The organism is Enterobacter sp. BRE11 (assembly GCF_031844285.1).
Taxonomy (GTDB): Bacteria; Pseudomonadota; Gammaproteobacteria; order Enterobacterales; family Enterobacteriaceae; genus Pantoea.
On record NZ_JAUZUX010000003.1, the window covers coordinates 48,232 to 69,988 of the forward strand.

General features: G+C 61.2%; 20 protein-coding genes and 1 pseudogene. 13 read left to right on the top strand and 8 right to left on the bottom strand.

Annotated features, from left to right (window positions below; translation table 11 throughout):
- Positions 1 to 7 precede the first annotated feature (7 nt).
- The 4 genes and pseudogenes from fhuC to hrpB form a co-directional block, all read right to left on the bottom strand.
- A complete protein-coding gene (gene fhuC, locus Q9R34_RS04065; protein ID WP_485892489.1) occupies positions 8 to 799 on the bottom strand; it encodes a Fe3+-hydroxamate ABC transporter ATP-binding protein FhuC in 792 nt (263 codons plus the stop codon).
- 41 nt (positions 800 to 840) lie between these two features.
- Positions 841 to 1,044: pseudogene (locus tag Q9R34_RS04070) on the bottom strand (hypothetical protein); the annotation flags it as partial.
- 220 nt (positions 1,045 to 1,264) lie between these two features.
- Positions 1,265 to 3,811, bottom strand: a complete 2,547-nt coding sequence (gene mrcB, locus Q9R34_RS04075; protein WP_485892490.1) for a bifunctional glycosyl transferase/transpeptidase — start codon at positions 3,809 to 3,811, stop codon at positions 1,265 to 1,267.
- A gap of 97 nt (positions 3,812 to 3,908) precedes the next feature.
- Positions 3,909 to 6,392, bottom strand: a complete 2,484-nt coding sequence (hrpB, locus tag Q9R34_RS04080) for an ATP-dependent helicase HrpB (protein ID WP_485892492.1) — start codon at positions 6,390 to 6,392, stop codon at positions 3,909 to 3,911.
- Between the two features lie 36 nt (positions 6,393 to 6,428).
- On the opposite strand from hrpB, the gene thpR reads away from it, so the two are divergent.
- From thpR to panD, 9 genes are all read left to right on the top strand, one after another.
- Positions 6,429 to 6,953, top strand: a complete 525-nt coding sequence (thpR, locus tag Q9R34_RS04085) for an RNA 2',3'-cyclic phosphodiesterase (RefSeq protein ID WP_485892493.1) — start codon at positions 6,429 to 6,431, stop codon at positions 6,951 to 6,953.
- A gap of 12 nt (positions 6,954 to 6,965) precedes the next feature.
- A complete protein-coding gene (gene sfsA, locus Q9R34_RS04090; RefSeq protein ID WP_434126832.1) occupies positions 6,966 to 7,670 on the top strand; it encodes a DNA/RNA nuclease SfsA in 705 nt (234 codons plus the stop codon).
- A gap of 286 nt (positions 7,671 to 7,956) precedes the next feature.
- Entirely contained in the window at positions 7,957 to 8,412 is a 456-nt protein-coding gene (gene dksA / locus Q9R34_RS04095) for an RNA polymerase-binding protein DksA (RefSeq protein WP_033749555.1), read from the top strand.
- A gap of 70 nt (positions 8,413 to 8,482) precedes the next feature.
- On the top strand, positions 8,483 to 9,412 hold the full coding sequence (gene gluQRS / locus Q9R34_RS04100) for a tRNA glutamyl-Q(34) synthetase GluQRS (protein ID WP_485892494.1): 930 nt from the start codon (positions 8,483 to 8,485) through the stop codon (positions 9,410 to 9,412).
- Positions 9,413 to 9,451: 39 nt separating this feature from the next.
- Positions 9,452 to 10,873: a polynucleotide adenylyltransferase PcnB gene (gene pcnB, locus Q9R34_RS04105; protein ID WP_485892635.1), complete on the top strand. Its 1,422-nt coding sequence runs from the start codon at positions 9,452 to 9,454 to the stop codon at positions 10,871 to 10,873.
- Entirely contained in the window at positions 10,870 to 11,355 is a 486-nt protein-coding gene (gene folK, locus Q9R34_RS04110) for a 2-amino-4-hydroxy-6-hydroxymethyldihydropteridine diphosphokinase (RefSeq protein ID WP_485892495.1), read from the top strand. The genes pcnB and folK overlap by 4 nt, the downstream gene beginning before the upstream one ends.
- An 88-nt stretch (positions 11,356 to 11,443) precedes the next feature.
- Positions 11,444 to 12,238 carry a 3-methyl-2-oxobutanoate hydroxymethyltransferase gene (gene panB, locus Q9R34_RS04115; protein ID WP_048783853.1) on the top strand — a complete coding sequence of 265 codons (795 nt, stop codon included), beginning with the start codon at positions 11,444 to 11,446 and terminating at the stop codon, positions 12,236 to 12,238.
- Positions 12,239 to 12,253: 15 nt separating this feature from the next.
- Positions 12,254 to 13,108: a pantoate--beta-alanine ligase gene (gene panC / locus Q9R34_RS04120; protein WP_485892497.1), complete on the top strand. Its 855-nt coding sequence runs from the start codon at positions 12,254 to 12,256 to the stop codon at positions 13,106 to 13,108.
- Between the two features lie 40 nt (positions 13,109 to 13,148).
- On the top strand, positions 13,149 to 13,529 hold the full coding sequence (gene panD, locus Q9R34_RS04125) for an aspartate 1-decarboxylase (RefSeq protein ID WP_434126844.1): 381 nt from the start codon (positions 13,149 to 13,151) through the stop codon (positions 13,527 to 13,529).
- A gap of 202 nt (positions 13,530 to 13,731) precedes the next feature.
- On the opposite strand, the gene Q9R34_RS04130 is transcribed toward panD, so the two are convergent.
- The 3 genes from Q9R34_RS04130 to hpt all read right to left on the bottom strand — a co-directional run bounded on the left by Q9R34_RS04130 (position 13,732) and on the right by hpt (position 16,182).
- Positions 13,732 to 14,502: an ABC transporter permease gene (locus Q9R34_RS04130; protein ID WP_434126846.1), complete on the bottom strand. Its 771-nt coding sequence runs from the start codon at positions 14,500 to 14,502 to the stop codon at positions 13,732 to 13,734.
- Positions 14,499 to 15,422 carry an ABC transporter ATP-binding protein gene (locus Q9R34_RS04135; RefSeq protein ID WP_434126847.1) on the bottom strand — a complete coding sequence of 308 codons (924 nt, stop codon included), beginning with the start codon at positions 15,420 to 15,422 and terminating at the stop codon, positions 14,499 to 14,501. Before Q9R34_RS04135 ends, Q9R34_RS04130 begins: the two co-directional genes overlap by 4 nt.
- A gap of 223 nt (positions 15,423 to 15,645) precedes the next feature.
- Positions 15,646 to 16,182, bottom strand: a complete 537-nt coding sequence (gene hpt / locus Q9R34_RS04140) for a hypoxanthine phosphoribosyltransferase (RefSeq protein WP_434126848.1) — start codon at positions 16,180 to 16,182, stop codon at positions 15,646 to 15,648.
- Positions 16,183 to 16,453: 271 nt separating this feature from the next.
- Between hpt and Q9R34_RS04145 the strand changes: the two genes are divergently transcribed.
- The gene (locus tag Q9R34_RS04145; RefSeq protein ID WP_485892498.1) at positions 16,454 to 17,737 is read left to right on the top strand and encodes a cystathionine gamma-synthase family protein; all 1,284 of its coding nucleotides are present in this window, start codon (positions 16,454 to 16,456) and stop codon (positions 17,735 to 17,737) included.
- On the opposite strand, the gene cueO is transcribed toward Q9R34_RS04145, so the two are convergent.
- Positions 17,738 to 19,324 carry a multicopper oxidase CueO gene (cueO, locus tag Q9R34_RS04150; protein WP_485892499.1) on the bottom strand — a complete coding sequence of 529 codons (1,587 nt, stop codon included), beginning with the start codon at positions 19,322 to 19,324 and terminating at the stop codon, positions 17,738 to 17,740.
- Between the two features lie 182 nt (positions 19,325 to 19,506).
- On the opposite strand from cueO, the gene Q9R34_RS04155 reads away from it, so the two are divergent.
- From Q9R34_RS04155 to speD, 3 genes are all read left to right on the top strand, one after another.
- The gene (locus tag Q9R34_RS04155) at positions 19,507 to 19,854 is read left to right on the top strand and encodes a YacC family pilotin-like protein (RefSeq protein WP_033749537.1); all 348 of its coding nucleotides are present in this window, start codon (positions 19,507 to 19,509) and stop codon (positions 19,852 to 19,854) included.
- A gap of 107 nt (positions 19,855 to 19,961) precedes the next feature.
- A complete protein-coding gene (gene speE, locus Q9R34_RS04160; protein ID WP_485892500.1) occupies positions 19,962 to 20,831 on the top strand; it encodes a polyamine aminopropyltransferase in 870 nt (289 codons plus the stop codon).
- A gap of 14 nt (positions 20,832 to 20,845) precedes the next feature.
- Positions 20,846 to 21,655, top strand: coding sequence for an adenosylmethionine decarboxylase (gene speD, locus Q9R34_RS04165; protein ID WP_485892501.1), 810 nt, complete (start codon positions 20,846 to 20,848; stop codon positions 21,653 to 21,655).
- The last annotated feature ends 102 nt before the right edge of the window (positions 21,656 to 21,757 follow it).

The following is a 21,757-nucleotide window of genomic DNA, read 5'->3' on the forward strand; positions in this document are numbered from 1 at the left end:
CAGGCCCTCAGTAGACAAAGCTGACCGGCGCGCCGCCCTGCGGATGCGGCAGGATACCCATGGGAATGCCGTAAATCGCGCCCAGCACCTCGGCCTGCATCATGCTGTCCGGCGCGCCTTCGGCAATCATCTTGCCACCGCGCAGCGCCACCAGATGGTCGCAGTAGCGCGCCGCCATATTGATATCGTGCAGCACGGCGATCACCGTCAGGCCGCGCTCGCGGCTGAGCCGCTGGATCAGCGCCAGCACCTCAACCTGATGCGCGATATCCAGCGCCGAGGTCGGTTCGTCCAGCAGCAGGCAGCGGCTGTTTTGCGCCACCAGCATCGCCAGCCAGGCGCGCTGACGCTCGCCGCCGGAAAGGCTGTCCACCAGGCGCGCGGCCAGCGGTTTCAGCCCGACCTGCGCAATCGCCTCTTCGACCCGCACGCGATCGTCGTGGCTGAAGCGGCCCAGCGCGCCGTGCCAGGGGTAGCGACCTATCGCCACCAGCTCGCGCACCGTCATGCCTTCGGCGGCGGGCAGCTGCTGCGGCAAATAGGCGACTTCGCGCGCGAAAGCTTTGCCGTTCCACGCCTCAACCGGCGTCGCGTTAAGCAGCACGCGCCCCTCACTGGGGCTCTGGTGCCGTCCCAGCATTTTCAGCAAGGTCGATTTTCCGGATCCGTTATGGCCGATAAGCGCGGTCACGTTGCCCGGCGGAAAGGTTAACGAGAGCGGATGCAGCAGCGTGCGGCCAGGCACGTGAAAGCTGACATTATCCAGCGAAAAAGTGGCTGTGTCGTGCGAAGGCTGCATGATCATCCCAGGTTAAACGGGCACCGCGGCGCCCGGTTGCATCAAAAACGAAAAGTGGCGGCGCCGACAATTTGACGCTCTGTGCGCCAGTAGCAGGCGTCGTCGCGGTCAATCAGGTTTTTCACGTTGACGCCCACCGACGAGCCCGACAGACCGGAGCGGCCAGGGTCATATTTCAGCCTCGCATCCACCGTGGTGTATCCGGCGACGTCGAGATTCTGATTTAAAACTGCGCCGTCCGGATAACAAGGAAAAGTCGTTCGCGCATTCATGGTCGTGTCTCTTGAATAAAGTCGCAGGCAGGCGAATGAAAACGAGAATGATTATTATGCCGAATGGATTCTAGGCGAAACGCTTTACTCTCTGCAAGGGATAATCCCGCGCGCAGCGCCGTCTGGCGGCCAGTCTCGTACTATTGGCCGGGCATAAAAAAAGGGCGCCGTAGCGCCCTTTTTAACCGACGGTTTAGTTGCCGCCGAACATATCTTTGATCCAGCCCGCGACGCCGTCGCCTTCTTTCTTCTCCGGCTGCTGCTGCGGTTGCTGCTGCATCTGCTGCTGATTTTGCTGCTGGTTCTGCTGCTCCTGCAACTGCTGCTGCTGCTGGAACAGCTGTTGCTGCTGCTGGCAGAGAGCGTCGGGATCGAGCGACCATACCGGCAGCGAGCGCCAGGTGCTGCTGCCGTTGCCGCAGACGAAATTGCCTGCGGAATCGATGTTCATCATCGAGACATCTTCCGGCGGCGTCAGCACCAGCGGCATCGGTGCCTGATTGTCCAGGTAGCGGCGGTAGATCTGCATCGCACCGCTGGCACCGTACAGCTTGCTCGGCTGGTTATTGTCGCGCCCCACCCAGGTAATGGCGACCTCTTTGCCGTCGACCCCGGCGAACCAGCTGTCGATCAGGTCGTTGGTGGTACCGGTTTTACCTGCCAGATGCGCTTTCGGATAACGCGCGCCCAGCGCGCGCGCCGTACCGTGATCGGCGACCTGCTGCATGGTATAGAGCGTCAGATAGGCGGCCTGCGCCGGCTCTACGCGCTGCGCCTGCGGGTAGCTCTGATAGAGCACGGTGCCGTCTTCAGCAATCACCGAGCGCACCGCCGACAGCGAGGCGCGGTTGCCGCCGCTGGCGATCGACTGGAACGCCTGCGCCACTTCGATCGGCGTCAGGTTAAGCGCGCCGAGCAGCATCGACGGCACCGGGTTGAGCTGATCTTTCGGCACGCCCAGTTTGGTCCAGGTATCCACAACCGCGTCCAGCCCCAGCGTCATGCCGAGATTGACCGTCGGCACGTTCATGGAGTTGGTCAGCGCGTCCACCAGCATTACCTTGCCGCTGAAGCGACGATCGTCGTTCATCGGTTTCCAGACGGTGCCGTTCGGCTGCTTCAGCGCGATCGGCTCATCGGCGATCCAGCTGTTGAGACGGTAGGTGTTGGGCTGGCTGAGCGCGGTCAGATAGGTCGCCGGTTTCGCCAGCGAGCCGATAGAGCGACGCGCCTGCAGCGCGCGGTTGTAGCCAGCGAACTGCGGATCGGCGCCGCCGACCATGGCGCGCACTTCGCCGCTGAAGCGATCGACCACCACCATCGCGGTTTCCAGATCTTTCAGGCCGCGCTGTTTTTTCAGCGCCGGAATGCCGTCGAGCACCGCTTTTTCCGCCGCGTCCTGCGAGACCGGATCGAGGGTGGTGAAGATCTTCACGCCAGAGAGATCTTTGACCTTGTCGCCCAGCTTCGCCTGCAGCTCGTTACGCACCATCTGCATAAAGGCGGGCTGCGGCGTGATGACGCCGCCTTTCGGCTGTACGCCGAGCGGGCGCGCCGAGAGCATGTCGTAGAGCTCCTGGTCGATCACCTTCTGCTGCTGCAGCAGGCGCAGCACCAGATTGCGTCGCTCCAGCGCCAGCTTCGGATTGCGCCACGGGTTATAGAGCGAGGCCCCTTTCACCATGCCCACCAGCATCGCCTGCTGATCGAGGCTCAGCTCGTCGACCGGACGGCCGAAGTAGTAGAGGCTCGCCAGCGGGAAGCCGCGGATCTGGTCGTTGCCTGCCTGACCGAGATAGACCTCGTTCAGGTAGAGCTCCAGGATGCGATCCTTGCTGTAGCGCGCGTCCATAATCACCGCCATATAGGCTTCGCGCGCTTTACGCCACAGTGAACGCTCGTTGGTCAGGAACAGGTTTTTTACCAGCTGCTGCGTCAGGGTACTGCCGCCCTGCACCGCTTTCCCGGCCGTGATATTGGCGAGGAAGGCGCGACCAATTGAGTAAGGGCTGATGCCGTCATGCTCATAGAAATGACGGTCTTCGGTAGCGATCAGCGTATCGACCAGCAGATCCGGGAAGCCGGCGCGCGGCACAAACAGGCGCTGCTCGCCGTTGGGCGACTGCAGCATGGTGATCAGGCGCGGATCGAGGCGGAAGAAGCCAAAGTCGCGGCCGGAGTCGAGGTTTTTAATCTCGCCCAGCTCATCGCCGTCGAACACCATCTGCGCGTGCACCTGGCCCTCTTTGCTGTCAGGGAAGTCGAACGGGCGGCGCAGCAGATCGATGGTGTTGCCTTTCACCGAGAATTCGCCGGGACGCGTGATGCGCGACACCTCGCGATACTGCGTGCCTTCCAGCAGCGCAATCATCTCTTTCTTGTTGTAGGCCATGCCCGGCTCCAGGCTGACCATGCGGCCGTAGACGGTGGCGGGCAGCTGCCACACTTTGCCGTCGATGCGGGCACGAATCTCCGAGTCGAGGTAGACGCCCCAGGCGGCCATAATTACCACAAACACGAGGAACAGCTTGATCAGCCAGCCTAACCAGCGGCGCTTCCCGCGCGGCGGACGCTTTCCTTTACTTTTACGCGGCACAGGCGCTTCCTCCTCAACTTCATCGGCAAAATCATCATTTTCAAAATCGTCTTCATCCCTGCGGCGACCCCGGCGCGTAGCGTTACGCGGCGGCTTGGGTTGTTTTCCTTTGCGCCCAATGGGTTCGCGATCGTTCCCAGACATTGGTTTCATTCTCCAGGCATTACGTTGGCTGCGCCGATACTCTAGCGACTTTTACCTTTTCCGCATGGCGGAACCCTCTGAAATCGATCCAGCGGGCTCAACCCTGCGGGGAATATTTTTTGGTGCGCCTGGTGGGCAGCGCGCTGGCCGGATCGTCGGGCCAGGGATGGCGGGGATAGCGCCCTTTCATCTCTTTCTGCACCTCCGGCCAGGCGCCGCGCCAGAAGGCGGCCAGGTCGCGGGTAATCTGCAACGGCCGCTGCGCAGGCGACAACAGCTCCAGCACCAGCGGCACGCGCCCTTCCGCCACGGCGGGATTGCTCGCCTCGCCGAACATCTCCTGAATGCGCACCGCCAGCGCGGGCGGCTTATCGGCATGATAGCGAATGGGCAGCCGGCTGCCGGTCGGCACAGTGTAATGAGTTGGCAGCGCACTATCCAGCCGCTGGCGTTGCGACCATGTGAGCAAATGTAATAGCGCGCTAACAAGGTTGACCGCCTGCAGCGATTTTAGATCGCGCACCGCGCCCATCTCCGGCAGCAGCCAGCGGTCGAGCGACGCCAGCAGCGATTCGTCGTCCACGGCGGGCCACGGATCCTCCGGCAGCCACTGCGCCGCGCACTGCAGCCGCACGCGCAGCTGCTGCGCCGCCTCGCTCCAGCCCAGCACACCCAGGCCTTTTTGCGCCACCCAGCGCAATATTGCGGCGTGCAGCACCTCGGGTTCCGGGCGCGCCATCGGCTGCGCCTTCAGCACCAGCGCGCCAATCTGCTCGCGGCGCAGCGCGCGCAGCGTGCCCTTCTCTTCGTCCCACTCGACTTCGGCGCGCACCTCGACCAGCTCCGGCCGCGCCTGGCGCAGCGCATCAATATCGATCGGCAGCGCCAGCAGCATGCGCGCATCCGGCGCCGCGCTGCCCTGCAGCAAGGCGGGTGCGATCAGCCATTCGTAGCGGTTCAGCCCCTCTTGCGTATCGAGCATCGCGCCCAGCCCGTTGGCGAGCTGATAGCGGCCGCCATTGTCGCGCCGCCGCGCCAGTCGGTCGCTGAAGCCCGCCGCCAGCAGCGCGGGAAAGCGATCTTCATCGACGCGACCGCCGCTGACGCCAAGCCGCGTCTGCCACTGCTTTGCGCGCCGCTGCCACTGCGGCTGCGGGCGATGCAGCGCGTCACGCAGATCGGGCGAGCCGCTGCGCGGCGGATCCTCCAGAATCGCCACCAGCAGCGCGGCGCTGGCGGCCGCGTCGGGATCCTGGCCAGCGGCGCAAAGCACGGCGCTGAGGCGCGGATCGCCGCCGAGCTGCGCCATGCGGCGTCCCGCCGCGCTCAGCTTGCCGCTTTCGTCCAGCGCGCCAAGTCGGGTCAGCAGCTCGCGCGCCGCGCGCAGGTGTTTTTCCGGCGGCGCATCGAGCCAGGTCAGCTGATCCGGCTGCTGGCAGCCCCACTGCAGCAATTCGATCCACAGCGCGGCAAGATCGCTGTGCATCATTTCCGCTTCGCTCTGCGCGGCGGCGCGCGACGCCTGCTCTTCAGGGATCAGATGCAGGCAGATGCCGGGCATCAGACGCCCGGCGCGGCCGGCGCGCTGCGTCATCGACGCCTGGCTGACGCGCTGGGTCAGCAGCCGCGTGACGCCACTGCGCGCGTCGAACTGCGCGGCTCGCTCCAGCGCGCTGTCCACCACCAGCCGGATCCCTTCGATAGTCAGGCTGGTTTCAGCAATATTGGTGGCGAGCACCACTTTGCGGCGGCCAGGCGGCGCGGGCAGGATAGCGCGGCGCTGCGCCGCCAGCGGCAGCGCGCCATAAAGCGGCGTCAAATCGACGTCGTCCGCGACGCGCGACGCCAGCTCACGCTCTACGCGCTTAATTTCGGCCACGCCAGGCAGAAACAGCAGCAGCGAGCCGCTCTCTTCGCGCAGCAGCTGCGCCGTTTCGCGCGCTACCGCCTCTTCAAAGCGCAGCGTGGCGCTGAGCGAGGCGAAGCGGCGCGTCACGGGATAGCTGCGCCCTTCGGAGACAATCAGCGGCGCGTCGGGCAGCAGCGCCGAGAGGCGCGCGTTGTCCAGCGTCGCCGACATCAGCAGGATTTTCAGATCCTCCCTCAGCCCCTGCTGCACGTCGAGCAGCAGCGCCAGCGCCAGATCCGCCTGCAGGCTGCGCTCGTGGAATTCGTCGAGGATCACCAGCGACACGCCGCTCAGCTCGGGATCGCGCTGCAGCATGCGCGTCAGGATGCCTTCCGTCACCACCTCCAGCCGGGTAGTCGGCCCGATGCAGTTCTCGCCGCGCATGCGGAAGCCGACGGTGGCGCCGGGCTGCTCGCCGAGCTGCTCCGCCAGGCGCTGCGCCACGTTGCGCGCCGCCAGCCGACGCGGCTCCAGCATAATAATGCGGCCCGGCAGGTTCGCCTGCCGCAGCAGCTGCAGCGGCAGCCAGGTCGATTTGCCCGCGCCGGTCGGGGCCGCCAGCAGAATTTGCGGCGCGGCGTCGAGCGCCTGAAGCAGGTCGGGCAGCACGGCGCTGACCGGTAAATCACTCACGGCAAACTCCCGTTCAGCCTGTGTTAAGATGGCGCGCATTGTAGCACTCATCCGCGAGGATTGCCGGAGACCGCCATGGAGACGCAACGCCTGTTTTTTGGCATCGGCCTGCCTGACGCGCTGCAGCAGCAGCTGGTGCGCTGGCGTGCCGATTGCTTTGCCGACGACGCTGGCCGCCCCATTGTTGCGGCCAATCTGCACCTGACGCTCGCCTTTCTCGGCGAGGTAAAAAGCGAGACCGCGCAGAAGCTGCAACAGCTGGCGGCGCGCATTCAGCAGCCCGCCTTCGATATCGATCTCGACGACGCCGGCCACTGGCCGCGTCCGGGCGTGGTATGGATCGGCTGCCGACGGCCGCCGCGCGGCCTGCTTCAGCTGGCCGATCTGCTACGCGCCCAGGCGGCGCGCCACGGCTGCGCCCAGAGCGCCCAGCCGTTTCATCCGCACGTCACGCTGCTGCGCGACGCCGCCTCGCGCATCGCGCTGCCGCCGCGCGACTTTCACTGGCGCTTTCGCGTCGACCATTTCTCGCTGTTTTCCTCGCACTACGCGCGAGGCCGCACGCGCTATCAGGCGCTGGCGAACTGGCCGCTGACCTGACTCTGGAGCGCTATGCTGTTTTCACCACCGTTAAAGTCCGCCCGGCTTATTGCCCGCTATAAGCGTTTCCTCGCCGACGTGGTGACGCCGGAAGGCGAAACCCTGACGATTCACTGCGCCAATACCGGCGCAATGACCGGCTGCGCCACACCGGGCGATACGGTGTGGTACTCCACCTCCGACAGCCTGACGCGCAAATATCCGCACAGCTGGGAGCTGACCGAAACGCAGCAGGGCAACTGGATCTGCGTTAATACCCTGCGCGCCAATCAGCTGGTAAAAGAGGCGCTGCTCGCCGCTGCGATTCCGGAGCTGGCGGGCTATGAGCGCTGCCAGGCTGAAGTCAGGTATGGCGAGGAAAAGAGCCGAATCGATTTCCTGCTTCAGGCAGGCGGCAGACGCAACTGCTATATTGAAGTCAAGTCCGTGACCCTTTTACATCAAGGAAAAGGCTATTTTCCGGATGCGGTGACGGTCCGAGGCCAGAAGCACCTGCGCGAGCTAAGCGCCGTCGCGGCTGCCGGCCACCGGGCTGTTTTGCTGTTTGCGGTTCTGCACTCGGGGATTGAGGACGTCTCCCCCGCGCGTCACATTGACGCACGTTACGCAGACCAACTGGTCCAGGCGCAGCAGGACGGCGTAGAGATTTTGGCGTTTCGCGCGGATTTATCACCGGCAGGCCTGTTTCTGAAAAAGCCGGTTGCCGTAACCTTGTAATATCTTTTGCAAATTGTTGTGGTATGAATGGTTAACGCGAGGCGCTAAATACGCTGTTCCTCACAGGCTTGTCAAGGTGCGATCATCAATAATTGCCAACCTTGACTGCTTCTGTTATTTATAGCGGCCTGTTTTTCCCCGTAGGGGGATCGATGTACCCATTTGCGGCAGTGCGGCGAAATCCGCCAGGCAAAATGTAGTCCACTGACTACACTCATCCGCCTGACGCCTAATCGCTGGCGCTGAACCACAAAAGGTATAGTGCGTGTTATCCAGGAGAAACAACATGCAAGAAGGGCAAAACCGTAAAACATCGTCCCTGAGTATTCTCGCCATCGCTGGGGTGGAGCCATACCAGGAGAAGCCGGGCGAAGAGTATATGAACGAAGCCCAGCTGCAACATTTTCGCAAGATTCTGGAAGCCTGGCGCAATCAGCTGCGTGATGAAGTCGATCGCACCGTCTCGCATATGCAGGACGAAGCGGCAAACTTCCCGGATCCGGTTGACCGTGCCGCGCAGGAAGAGGAATTCAGCCTTGAACTGCGTAACCGCGACCGCGAGCGTAAGCTGATCAAGAAGATCGAGAAGACGCTGAAGAAAGTCGAAGATGACGACTTCGGCTACTGCGAATCCTGCGGCGTAGAGATCGGTATTCGCCGTCTGGAAGCGCGTCCGACCGCCGATCTTTGCATCGACTGCAAGACGCTGGCAGAAATCCGCGAAAAACAGATGGCTGGCTAACGCCTCGCCTGATTCACCGCACTGCGGAAAAGCACCTTGTTGTGCCGCTGTGCGGTGACTTTTAAAGCCAGTGTCTACGCATCCCTGCATTGGGCGTTTCGCCCCCTCGCCTTCCGGCGACCTTCATTTCGGCTCGCTGATTGCTGCCCTTGGCAGCTATCTGAGCGCACGCGCGCAAAACGGCCGCTGGCTGGTGCGCATCGAAGATATCGATCCGCCGCGCGAAGTTCCCGGCGCCGCCACGCGCATTTTGCATCAGCTGGAGCACTACGGCCTGCACTGGGACGGTGACGTCTTGTGGCAGTCGCAGCGTCATGACGCCTATCGCGAGGCGCTGGCCTGGCTGCAGGCGCATCGCCAGAGCTACTACTGCACCTGCACGCGTCGCCGCATCCAGCAGATCGGCGGATTCTATGACGGCCACTGCCGCGATCGCCATCTGGGGCCGGAAAACGCCGCGCTGCGCCTGCGCCAGCACGCGCCGGTTTTTAGCTTCGACGATCGGCTGCATGGACATTTAGCGGTGGATGCGCGCCTGGCGCAGGAAGATTTTATTATCCATCGGCGCGACGGCCTGTTCGCCTATAACCTTGCGGTCGTGGTCGACGACCATTTTCAGGGCGTAACGGAGATCGTGCGCGGTGCGGATTTGATCGCGCCAACGGTGCGTCAAATCGCGTTGTATCAGCAGTTCGGCTGGCCGGTGCCTGAATACCTGCATTTGCCGCTGGCGATTAGCCCTGACGGCAATAAACTGTCGAAGCAAAATCATGCGCCCTCCCTGCCCGCGGGCGATCCGCGACCGCTGCTGGTACAGGCGCTGCGCTTTCTTGGACAGCCCGTTTCGGCAGGCTGGCAGGATGAAACCCAGGAGAAACTGCTGGAAAGTGCCCTCTCGCAGTGGAATATCGCTTTGATACCGCGGGAGAACGCCCTGAAACCGGCAGAGCCGACAACACCATTCCTAAATGATTCGCAACAGGCTATGATTAGCCGCTGATTTTATTTACACCACTTTACGTCGCTGTCGAGGTGTCCCATTTTTACCCGAGTTGCTAATTTTTGCCGGAAAGTCCTCATGCGTGATGAGGAGGCGCCTGTCGAGGTTGAAACTGAGCGTCATCAGATGACCATTATCCCTCGTGAGAGCCATAACATCTCGCGCAAAGACATTAGCGAAAATGCCCTCAAGGTACTCTATCGCCTGAACAAAGCAGGCTATGAATCCTATCTGGTGGGCGGTGGCGTTCGCGACCTGCTGCTGGGTAAAAAGCCCAAGGACTTCGATATCACCACCAACGCCACGCCAGAGCAAATGCGCAAGCTGTTCCGCAACTGCCGTCTGGTCGGGCGTCGCTTCCGTCTGGCGCACGTCATGTTCGGCCCTGAAGTGATCGAAGTCGCGACCTTCCGCGGCCATCATCAGGCCGATGACGATGTCCAGGAGGATCGCAACCAGTCGCAGCGCGCCCAGAGCGGCATGCTGCTGCGCGACAATATTTTCGGCAGCATCGAAGATGATGCGCAGCGCCGCGATTTGACGATCAACAGCCTCTATTACAACGTCGCCGACTTTACCGTACGCGACTATGTTGGCGGTCTGCAGGATTTGCAGCAGGGCATCATTCGCCTGATTGGCGATCCCGAGACGCGTTACCGCGAAGATCCGGTACGCATGCTGCGCGTGGTGCGCTTCGCTGCCAAACTCAATATGACCATTGCGGCGGAAACCGCCGAACCGATCCCGCGTCTCGCCACGCTGCTGCGCGATATCCCGCCGGCGCGCCTGTTTGAAGAGGCGCTAAAACTGCTGCAGGCGGGCTACGGCTATAGCACCTATATAAAGCTGCGCGAATTTCAGCTGTTCCAGCCGCTGTTCCCTACCATCACGCGCAACTTCACCGAAGAGGGCGACAGCAATATGGAGCGGATGGTGGCGCAGGTGCTGAAAAACACCGACAACCGCATCCACAACGATATGCGCGTCAATCCAGCCTTCCTGTTTGCGGCAATGTTCTGGTATCCGCAGCTCGAAGCGGCGCAGCGCATTGCGCAGGAGAGCGGCCTGACCTATTTCGACGCCTTCGCGATGGCGATGAACGATACGCTGGATGAAGCCTGCCGCGCGCTGGCGATCCCGAAACGCATCACCACGCTGATCCGCGATATCTGGCAGCTGCAGCTGCGCATGTCGCGCCGTCACGGCAAACGCGCCTGGAAGCTGATGGAGCATCCGAAGTTCCGCGCCGCCTACGATCTGCTGGCGCTGCGCGCCGAGGTCGAGAACAACCCGGAACTGATCCGTCTCAGCCACTGGTGGGGCGAATTCCAGGCCGCCGCGCCGACGCAGCAGAAAACCATGCTCAATACGCTGGGCGACGACCCGACGCCGCGCCGCAAAACGCGTCGTCCGCGCCGCCGCCCGACCGCCCCGCGCCGCGACGGTCAAAACGCGTCGTGACACGCGTCTACCTGGCGCTCGGCAGCAACCTTGCCGATCCGCTGCAACAGGTCGACGCGGCGCTGCGGGCGCTCGACGCGCTGCCGGAGACGGCGCGCGTCGCCACCTCCTCTCTTTACCGCACGCCGCCTTACGGTCCGCCGGATCAACCGGACTACCTGAATGCGGCGGTGGCGCTGGAGACCACTCTTGCGCCAGAAGCGCTGCTCGATCATACCCAGCGTATCGAGCATGAGCACGGCCGCGTGCGCAAAGCCGAACGCTGGGGGCCGCGCACGCTCGATATCGATATCCTGCTTTTCGGCCAGCAGCGCCTCAGCATGCCGCGTCTGATCGTGCCGCACTACGATATGCACAACCGCGCCTTTATGCTGGTGCCGCTGCTGGAGATCGCGCCCGGCGCAACGCTGCCGGACGGCCGCCCGCTGCGCGATCTGCTGGCTCCCCTCGACGCCAGCGCTATTCGCCTCTGGCACGGCTGACGCCGCACAGATTGATACGCGGGAGATTCCGCTCTCTCGCGCTATCCAGTACACTGCGCCCATCTGAAATACCTGAGTTGAGAGCGCAATGAAACCCACCACTATTTCTCATCTGCGTCAGTGGAAAGCGAGCGGACGTAAGTTCGCCACCCTGACCGCCTACGATTTCAGCTTTGCCCGCCTGTTCGCTGACGAAGGCATCCAGGTGATGCTGATCGGTGATTCGCTCGGCATGACGGTTCAGGGTCATGAGTCGACGCTGCCGGTCACCGTCGCCGATATCGCCTATCACACCGCCGCCGTGCGTCGCGGCGCGCCGCAGGCGCTGGTGATGGCCGACCTGCCCTTTATGAGCTACGCCACGCCGCAGCAAACCTTCGACAGCGCCGCGCAGCTGATGCGCGCCGGCGCCAATATGGTGAAGCTGGAGGGCGGCGCCTGGCTGGCGGAGACGGTGCGCATGCTGACCGAGCGCGCGGTGCCGGTGTGCGGCCATCTCGGCCTGACGCCGCAGTCGGTGAATATCTTCGGCGGCTATAAGGTGCAGGGCCGCGACGAGGCGGCTGCCGAGCGGCTGCTGGCCGACGCGCTGGCGCTGGAAGCCGCGGGCGCGCAGCTGATGGTGCTGGAGTGCGTGCCGGTTTCGCTGGCGCAGCGCATCACCCAGGCGCTGACGATTCCGGTTATCGGCATCGGCGCGGGCAACGTCACCGACGGCCAGATTCTGGTGATGCATGACGCCTTCGGCATTACCGGCGGCCATATCCCGAAATTTGCGAAGAACTTTCTCGCTGAGGCGGGCGACATTCGCGCCGCTATCCGTCACTATATCGCCGAAGTTGAAGCGGGAACCTATCCTGCGGCTGAACACAGTTTCCAGTAATTCAGGAGCTTTACCGTGCTGATCATAGAAACGCTGCCGATGCTGCGCCGTGAAATTCGTCGCTGGCGGCAGGCAGGAAAACGCATCGCGCTGGTGCCGACCATGGGCAATCTGCATGACGGCCATTTAACGCTGGTGGATGAGGCGCGCGAGCGCGGCGATATTGTCGTGGTATCGATTTTCGTCAACCCGATGCAGTTCGATCGCGCCGACGATCTGGCGCGCTACCCGCGCACGCTGCAGGAGGACTGCGAGAAGCTCAATCGCCGCAGCGTCGATGTGGTCTTCGCGCCCGCGCCTGCGGAGGTTTACCCGCACGGGCTGGCAAACCAGACCTTTGTCGAGGTGCCGGTGCTGTCGTCGCTGCTGGAGGGCGCAAGCCGCCCCGGCCATTTTCGCGGCGTCGCGACTATTGTCAGCAAGCTGTTTAATCTGGTGCAGCCCGATATCGCCTGTTTCGGCGAGAAGGATTTTCAGCAGCTGGCGATTATTCGCAAAATGGTGGCGGATATGGGCTTCGATATTGAGATTGTCGGCGTGCCGACGGTGCGCGCCAAAGATGGCCTGGCACTCAGCTCGCGCAACGGCTATCTCACCGACGACGAGCGTCAGCTCGCACCTGCGCTGGCGCAGGTGATGAACGGCATGGCGGCGCGCCTTGCCAACGGCGAACGCCATATCGAAGAGATTATCGAAGCCGCCGAGGCGGCGCTTAGCGAGAAAGGATTGCGCCCGGACGGACTGGCCATTTGCGACGCCGATACGCTGGAGCCGCTGACGGTCGAGAGCCGTTGCGCAGTGATCCTGATGGCGGCATGGCTGGGCAAAGCGCGTCTTATTGATAATCAACAGGTCGACCTCACGCAGTAGGCGGGGTCGTTTTCAGGCAGAACAACAAGGTCTTCTGGTTATGATACGTACCGTTTTACAAGGCAAGCTGCACCGCGTAAAGGTGACTCAGGCGGATTTGCACTATGAAGGTTCCTGCGCCATCGATCAGGATTTCCTCGACGCCTCCGGCATCCTGCAGTATGAAGCCATCGATATCTATAACGTCACTAACGGCCAGCGCTTTTCCACCTACGCGATTGCCGCCGAACGCGGCTCGAAGATTATTTCCGTCAACGGCGCGGCGGCCCGCTGCGCCTGCGAAGGGGATATCCTGATTATCTGCTCTTACGTGCAGGTCGAGGATGCGGAAGCGCGCCAGTGGCAGCCGAAGGTCGCCTATTTCGACGGCGACAACGAGATGAAGCGTCTGGCGAAGGCGCTGCCGGTGCAGGTCGCCTGAGGGACAAGGTGCTGACGCGGGCGGCAGCAGTCAACTCTGATGCTAAAGCGTGGGTAACAGGGACCGGAGAGCAAAGCGTCCCGCGCCAGGGAGGGCGCGGGCCGAGCGAGCAGGGATGCCTTGAGCGACTTTGCGATCGGGCCCTGTTACCTGCGCCAGCTCTCGCTTCTCATCTTAAGCCGCCATCCGGCTGCTTTTTTTATCAGGTGCGCAGGCCGCGTCCACGCTGGATCAGCGTGTAGACCAGAATATAAAACACCAGGATAAAGGCGATCAGCACCGACAGGGTGAACACCAGCGGCACATCGTTGATGCCGAGGAAGCCGAAGCGGAAGCCGCTGATCATGTAGACAATCGGATTCAGCTTCGACACCGCCTGCCAGAACGGCGGCAGCAGCGTCAGCGAATAGAACACCCCGCCCAGATAGGTCAGCGGCGTCAGCACAAAGGTCGGGATCAGGCTGATATCGTCGAAGGTGCGCGCAAATACGGCGTTAAGCAGGCCAGCCAGCGAAAAGAGGATCGCCGTCAGCAGCAGCGTCACCGCCACCATTGTCCAGGAGTGGACGTGGAACGGCACGAAAAACAGCGAAATCGCCGTGACCAGCACCCCGACGCAGAGACCGCGCGCCACGCCGCCGCCGACATAGCCGGCGATAATAATGTGCGTCGGCACCGGCGCCACCAGCAGCTCTTCAATATTGCGCTGAAATTTGGCGCTGAAGAACGACGAGGCGACGTTGGCGTAGGCATTGGTGATCACCGCCATCATAATCAGGCCCGGCACGATAAACTGCATATAGCTGAAGCCGTGCATATCGCCGATGCGCGAGCCGATCAGGTTGCCGAAAATAATAAAATAGAGCGTCATGGTGATCACCGGCGGCACCAGCGTCTGGATCCAGATGCGCGCGAAACGGTTAATCTCTTTAGCCCAGATACTCTTCAGCGCTACCCAGTACAAATGTGTCATGCTTTCACTCCTTTGCCCTGCACCAGGCTGACAAACAGCTCTTCCAGGCGGTTCGCCTTGTTACGCATGCTCAGGACCTGAACGCCCTGCGTGCTAAGCTGGCTGAACACGCTGTTCAGCCCCTGCTCGCGCATCACTTCGACCTCCAGCGTCGAGGCGTCCACCAGACGATACTGGAACCCTTCCAGCGTTGGCAGCGCGCTGCCCGGCGCGAGATCGAGAATAAAAGTTTCCGACTGCAGCTTGGCCAGCAGCCCCTTCATAGAGGTGTTCTCCACCAGCTCGCCGCTCTGAATAATGCCGATGTTGCGGCACAGCATCTCCGCCTCTTCCAGATAGTGCGTGGTTAAAATAATGGTGGTGCCTTTTTCGTTCAGCTCTTTCAGGAAGGTCCACATCGAGCGGCGCAGCTCGATATCGACGCCCGCCGTCGGTTCGTCGAGGATCAGCAGCTTCGGCTCATGCATCAGCGCGCGGGCGATCATCAGGCGACGCTTCATGCCGCCGGAAAGCATCCGCGCGCGCTCGTTGCGCTTGCCCCAGAGATCGAGCTGCGTCAGATATTTCTCTGCGCGCTGCTGCGCGTCGCGGCGCTCAACGCCGTAGTAGCCCGCCTGGTTCACCACAATCTGCTGCACGGTCTCGAACGGGTTGAAGTTAAACTCCTGCGGCACCAGGCCGAGCTGGCGTTTGGCGTTGACCACCTCTTTCTCCAGGTCGTAGCCGAACACGCGCACGCTGCCGCCCGATTTGTTCACCAGCGAACTGATAATCCCAATGGTGGTCGATTTGCCCGCGCCGTTCGGCCCCAGCAGCGCATAAAAATCGCCGGCTTCGACGTTAAGATCGATCCCTTTCAGCGCCTGCACGCCGCCGGAATAGGTCTTGGTCAGCCGGGAAAGTTCCAGTGCATAAGTCATTCCGAATCCATATCCTGTTTTAATGTCGGTGTGTCGCGACAGACATAGCGAGCCGCAGGCTGACGCGATGTCGCCGCAACGTTGCTACTTATGATGAGCCACCCTAAGCGTAAAATCTTCCTGGATGGGCATTTTTTTGCGGAGGTGTGGGCTGAACTCCCGAACCGGAGCACAGCCTACACCAGGCTGACGCGGTCAGCCTTGGAAGATTGTGCGGTCAGGCTCAGGATTCGAGCGGCACCACTTTGCCGATATAGGGCAGATGACGATAGCGCTGGGCGTAGTCGATGCCGAAGCCGACCACGAACTCGTCAGGAATGGCGAAGCCGACATATTCCACCGTCACCTCCACTTCGCGGCGCTCGGGCTTATCCAGCAGCGTGCAGATGGCGAGGGACTTCGGCTCGCGCAGGCGCAGGATCTCGCGCACCTTGCTCAGCGTGTTGCCGGAGTCGATTATATCTTCGACAATCAGCACATCTTTGCCGCGAATATCTTCATCGAGATCCTTAAGGATTTTCACGTCGCGCGAGCTGGACATGCCGCTGCCGTAGCTGGAGGCGGTCATAAAGTCGACTTCGTGTGGCACCTCGACGGCGCGGCAGAGATCGGCCATAAACATAAAGGAGCCGCGCAGCAGCCCGACCAGCACCATCTCGCTGCCGCTGTCGCGATAGCGCTCGGAAATCTCTTTACCCAGTTCGGCAATGCGCGTTGCGATCGCCTCCTGGGAAATCATCACTTCAACAGTATGTTTCAAAACCTGTACTTCTCGTTGATTTTAAAGGGATCGTCCATCCTCAGCCGCGGATGAACAGAGAGAACCCGCTCAGACCTGAGCGGGTAGCGATTTGCAGGAGAGTATCACAGCTTGCCAGACGCGGCGAGATGCCGCGCTATGGCGTTGCCAGCCTCATCGTGCCTGGATGATATAAACTTAGAACTTACCGGCCTTTACCAGAACATTCCGCTGCATGTTAGCTTATGTCCAACATATCGTTACCTTACCTCTGCCCTGAGCAGGAGATCCCATGTCCCACAGCTCCAGTAAAAAAACCCATATTGGCGATCGTAAGCTGCACCCTGAAACCCAGATGCTGAACTATGGCTACGATCCGCGCCTGTCGGAAGGCGCGGTCAAACCGCCGGTATTTCTGACCTCGACCTTTGTTTTCAACAGCGCCGAAGAGGGGCGAGACTTCTTCGATTACGTATCCGGACGACGCCAGCCGCCGGAAGGCAAAAGCGGCGGCTTGGTCTATTCGCGCTTTAACCACCCCAACAGCGAAATTGTCGAAGATCGCCTGGCGATTTATGAGGAAGCGGAGAGCTGCGCCCTCTTCTCCTCAGGCATGTCAGCCATCTCCACTACCCTGCTGACCTTTGCGCGCCCGGGCGATGTGATCCTCCATTCGCAGCCGCTTTACGGCGGCACCGAAACGCTGCTGAGCAAAACGCTGCACAACCTGAATATCGAGCCGGTCGGCTTCAGCGACGGCACCGACGAGGAGAAAGTGCGCGCCGCCGCGCAGAAGGCGTTGAGCATGGGGCGCGTCGCGCTGATCCTGATCGAGACGCCCGCCAACCCCACCAACAGCCTGGTGGACATCGCGCTAATCGCGCGCATCGCCGACGAGATCGGCCAGCAGCAGGGATCGCGTCCGGTGGTGGCCTGCGACAATACGCTGCTCGGCCCGCTGTTTCAGCGTCCGCTGAACTTCGGCGCCGATATCTCGCTCTACTCGCTGACCAAATATGTCGGCGGCCATTCCGATCTGATCGCCGGGGCGGCGATGGGCAGCAAAGCGCTGATTACGCAGATACGCTCGCTGCGCAGCGCCATCGGCACCCAGCTCGATCCGCACTCCAGCTGGATGATCGGCCGTTCACTGGAGACGCTGTCGCTACGAATGGAGAAGGCCTGGCAGAACGCCGAGGCGGTGGCCGCCTTTTTGCGCGACCATGAGAAGGTGGCGAAGCTACAGTGGCTGCCCTACCTCGACGAGCACAGCGCCGAAGGCCGCACCTTCCGCCAGCAGTGCAGCGGCGCCGGTTCGACCTTTTCGTTTGATATTGTCGGCGGACAGCCCGCCGCGTTCCGCTTCCTGAACGCGCTGGCGCTGTTTAAGCAGGCGGTGAGCCTGGGCGGCACCGAATCGCTTGCCAGCCATCCCGGCAGCACCACCCATTCCGGCGTGCCCGAGGCGGTCAGGCAGCGCATCGGCATCAGCGACGCCACTATCCGTCTCTCTATCGGCATTGAGAACGCCGGCGATCTGGTGGAAGACATTCGCCTGGCGCTCGAGAAGGCCTGATCAGCCGACGCTGAAGCCCAGCATCATGCCGGTGTCTTCATGCTCCAGCAGATGACAGTGCGCCATATAGGCGTGTTCGGCGGCGGCGCGATGGTCAAAGCGCACCAGCACTTCGCTGCGCCAGCCGTCGACATTGACCATATCTTTCCAGCCCTGGCGATGCGGCGCAGGCGGCTTGCCGTTTTCTGAGAGAATGCGGAACTGCGTGCCGTGAATATGGAAAGGATGCAGCATCTTGTCGCCTTCGCCGGAGATGGTCCATTTTTCCAGCTGGCCGGGCGTCACGTTAAACATCGGCTTCGCCATATTAAAAGCCTGACCGTTGATCTTATTGCCGCTGTGGAAGTCGTAGCCCTGGGCTGCGCCGCCGTGCGCGTCATGCATCGCCATATCATGGCCATCCATCTTCATCGCCTCGCCGCCTGACGGCATGGCGTGATGCCCGCCCGCCTTGCCCATCGCTTTATCGCCGTAACGCTGCATCAGCGCCGCCATGCCTTGCTGATCGAGCTGCGAATCCATCATCAGCTGCAGCCAGCGCGCGTTAGCGCCTTCCGCCGAGGGCACTGGCGGCAGCTGCACCAGGTTATCCGGCAGCGTCGCGCTCGCCATTACGCGCAGCGGCAGGATCTGCACCAGCGGCAGCGGCTGGTCGAACGGCGCCAGCGTCATGCCCATCTGCTCAACCGGCAGGGTAACGATATCGAAGCTTTTGCCATCGGAGGTATCGACCATCACCTCGAAGCGCTCGCCCGGCAGCAGCGGCAGGGACGCAACCTTTACCGGCTCCGCCAGCAGGCCGCCGTCGCTGCCGATAACATAGAGCGGTCGGTTATCGCTGGCGGCGATATGCAGCGAGCGCGCGTTGCAGCCGTTCAGCAGGCGCAGGCGCAGCCAGCCGCGCGGCACCGCCTGCTGCGGATACTGGACACCGTTGGTCAGCATCATATCGCCGAACCAGCCTACCGCGGCGCTCATGATGTCGAGCTGATAGTCGATGCGGCTGCCATCCTGGGTGAGCCGCTTGTCCTGGAAAATCAGCGGCACATCGTCCGAGCCCCACTGCGACGGCAGACGCAGTTTGTCGGTCTCCTCGTCCTGCAGCAGGATCAGGCCTGCCAGCCCTTGCGCCACCTGGTGGCCAGTTTTGCCATGCAGGTGCGGATGGAACCAGCAGGTGGCGGCGGGCTGATCCGGCGTAAAGCTCACCTGCCGCGCCGCGCCAGGCTCGATGCGCGCCATCGGCCCGCCGTCGACGTCGCCAGGGATCGCCAGGCCGTGCCAGTGTAGCGTGGTCGCTTCCGGCAGCCGGTTAACAATATTGACCGTGGTCGGTTTGCCGCGGCGCAGCACGATGGCTGGCCCCAGCAGCGCGCCGTTATAGCCCCACGTCGGCACACTCTTGCCCTGCCACTGGCTGGTGCCAGTCATGGCGGTGATCTGGATCTGGCCGCGCGGATCCGCCTCCAGTCGTGATGGAACCGGCAGCAGCGGACGGCTGGCCGCCATCAGAGATCGGCTCCAGAGCGGCAGCGCCCCGGCTGCGCTCAGCGCGGCGGTCAGCTTAAGAAAGTGTCGACGATGCATAGCTTATTCATCCGTGTGATAAGGGAACCACAGCCTAAACCCTTCCCCTGAGGGAGGGTCAAGCGCTTGATGGCGGAAACGCCTGAAAAAAGTGCTTAAGCCAGCGTCCAGCGGCAAAATAATCGGAATCCTGCCAGGCACTGTGCTATCGTCACATGAATGATTAATGAATGAGAACCACTATGAAGAAAAGCATCAAGATCCTGTTACTGTCAGGACTCCTTGGCTTCTCCTCCACCAGTTTCGCGCTGAGCGAATCCGAAGCAGAAGATCTGGCCGATCTCACCGCGGTATTCGTTTATCTGAAAAATGATTGCGGCTATCAGGATCTGCCTGATGCGCAAATCCGCAAAGCTCTGGTGTTTTTCGCCCAGCAGAACCGCTGGGATTTGAGTAATTACGCCGCCTACAATATGAAGGCGCTTGGCGAAGCGAGCTATAAAGATCTGAGCGGCATCGCCATTACTAACGACAAGAAGTGTAAGTCGCTGGCGCGTGATTCCCTCAGCCTGCTCGCCTACGTTAAATAAGCCGTAAGCCCGCCTCTTTGCCGATCATTCGACCGTGCATGCACGGTCACTCCTGGTTATGATGTGTCGCTCTTTTTCATGGCGAAGTCATCAGAGAGGAGCCCACCATGGCGCAAAAAGAAATGTGGTATGAAACCCTTCATGCCGGTTTCGGACAATATTTCACGGTCGACAAAGAGCTGTACCGGGAAAAAACCGCGCATCAGGATTTGATCATCTTCGAAAACGCGCAGATGGGCCGCGTAATGGCGCTGGACGGCGTGGTGCAAACCACCGAGCGCGACGAATTCATCTATCACGAAATGATGACGCACGTGCCGCTGCTGGTGCACGGCGCGGCGAAGCGCGTGCTGATCATCGGCGGCGGCGACGGCGCGATGCTGCGCGAGGTCGCACGTCATCAGCAGCTGGAAAGCATCACGATGGTGGAGATTGACGCTGGCGTTGTCACCTTTTGTCAGCAATATCTTCCCAACCATAGCCAGGGCGCCTATAACGATCCGCGTCTCAATCTGGTCATCGACGACGGCGTAAACTTCGTCAACCAGACGCAGGAAAAATTCGACGTGATTATCTCCGACTGCACCGATCCTGTCGGTCCGGGCGAGAGCCTGTTCACCTCGGAATTTTACGCGGGCTGTAAAAACGCTCTCAATCCCGGCGGGATTTTCGTGGCGCAGAACGGCGTCTGCTTTCTGCAGCAGGAAGAGGCAATTAACAGCCATCGTAAACTGAGCCACTATTTCGCCGACGTCACTTTTTATCAGGCAGCGATTCCGACCTACTATGGCGGCATTATGACCTTCGCCTGGGCGAGCGATAATCCGGCGCTGCGGCAGCTCGATCTCGCTACGCTGCAGGCGCGTTTCGCGGCGGCTGGACTGGCGTGCCGCTACTATAATTCAGCTATCCATGCGGGTAGTTTCGCACTGCCGCAGTACCTGCTGACCGCCCTGTCTGCTGAACAGCCTTTATAAGGAGGTGAACCAAATTGCAAAAGCTTAAACTGCATGGCTTCAACAACCTGACCAAAAGCCTGAGTTTTTGTATTTACGATATTTGTTATGCGAATACTGAAGCCGAACGCGATGGCTACATCGCCTATATCGACGAGCAGTACAATGCCACTCGTCTGACCGAGATTCTGACGGAAACCTGCTCGATCATCGGCGCCAACGTGCTGAATATCGCGCGCCAGGATTATGAACCTCAGGGCGCCAGCGTTACCATCCTGGTGAGCGAAGAGCCGATCGATCCAAAGGACATCGACAATTCGGAACATCCCGGCCCGCTGCCTAATTCCGTCGTGGCGCATCTGGATAAGAGCCATATCTGCGTGCACACCTATCCAGAAAGCCATCCTGAAGGCGGCCTGTGCACCTTCCGCGCGGATATCGAAGTCTCAACCTGCGGCGTGATTTCCCCGCTGAAGGCGCTGAACTACCTGATCCACCAGCTGGAGTCCGATATTGTGACCGTCGACTATCGCGTGCGCGGTTTTACCCGCGACGTGAATGGCGTGAAACACTTTATCGACCATGAAATTAATTCCATCCAGAACTTTATGTCAGAAGATATGAAGGCGATGTATGACATGGTGGATGTGAACGTTTATCAGGAAAACATCTTTCACACCAAGATGTTGCTGAAAGAATTTGAACTGAAGCACTACCTCTTCAATACCCGTCCTGAAGATCTCAGCCCGGCGGAACATAAGCGTATTACCGACCTGCTGTGGAAAGAGATGCGCGAGATTTACTACGGCCGCAATATTCCGGCGTTGGGATTAAAGACCCTGTAATTATTATGCGCGCACCTCCGGGCTATTTTGCGGATGCGCGCTCTTTCACACTTCTACCTGCCAGAATAGCGACGGCGGAATTTGCCTGATCGCAAACAATAA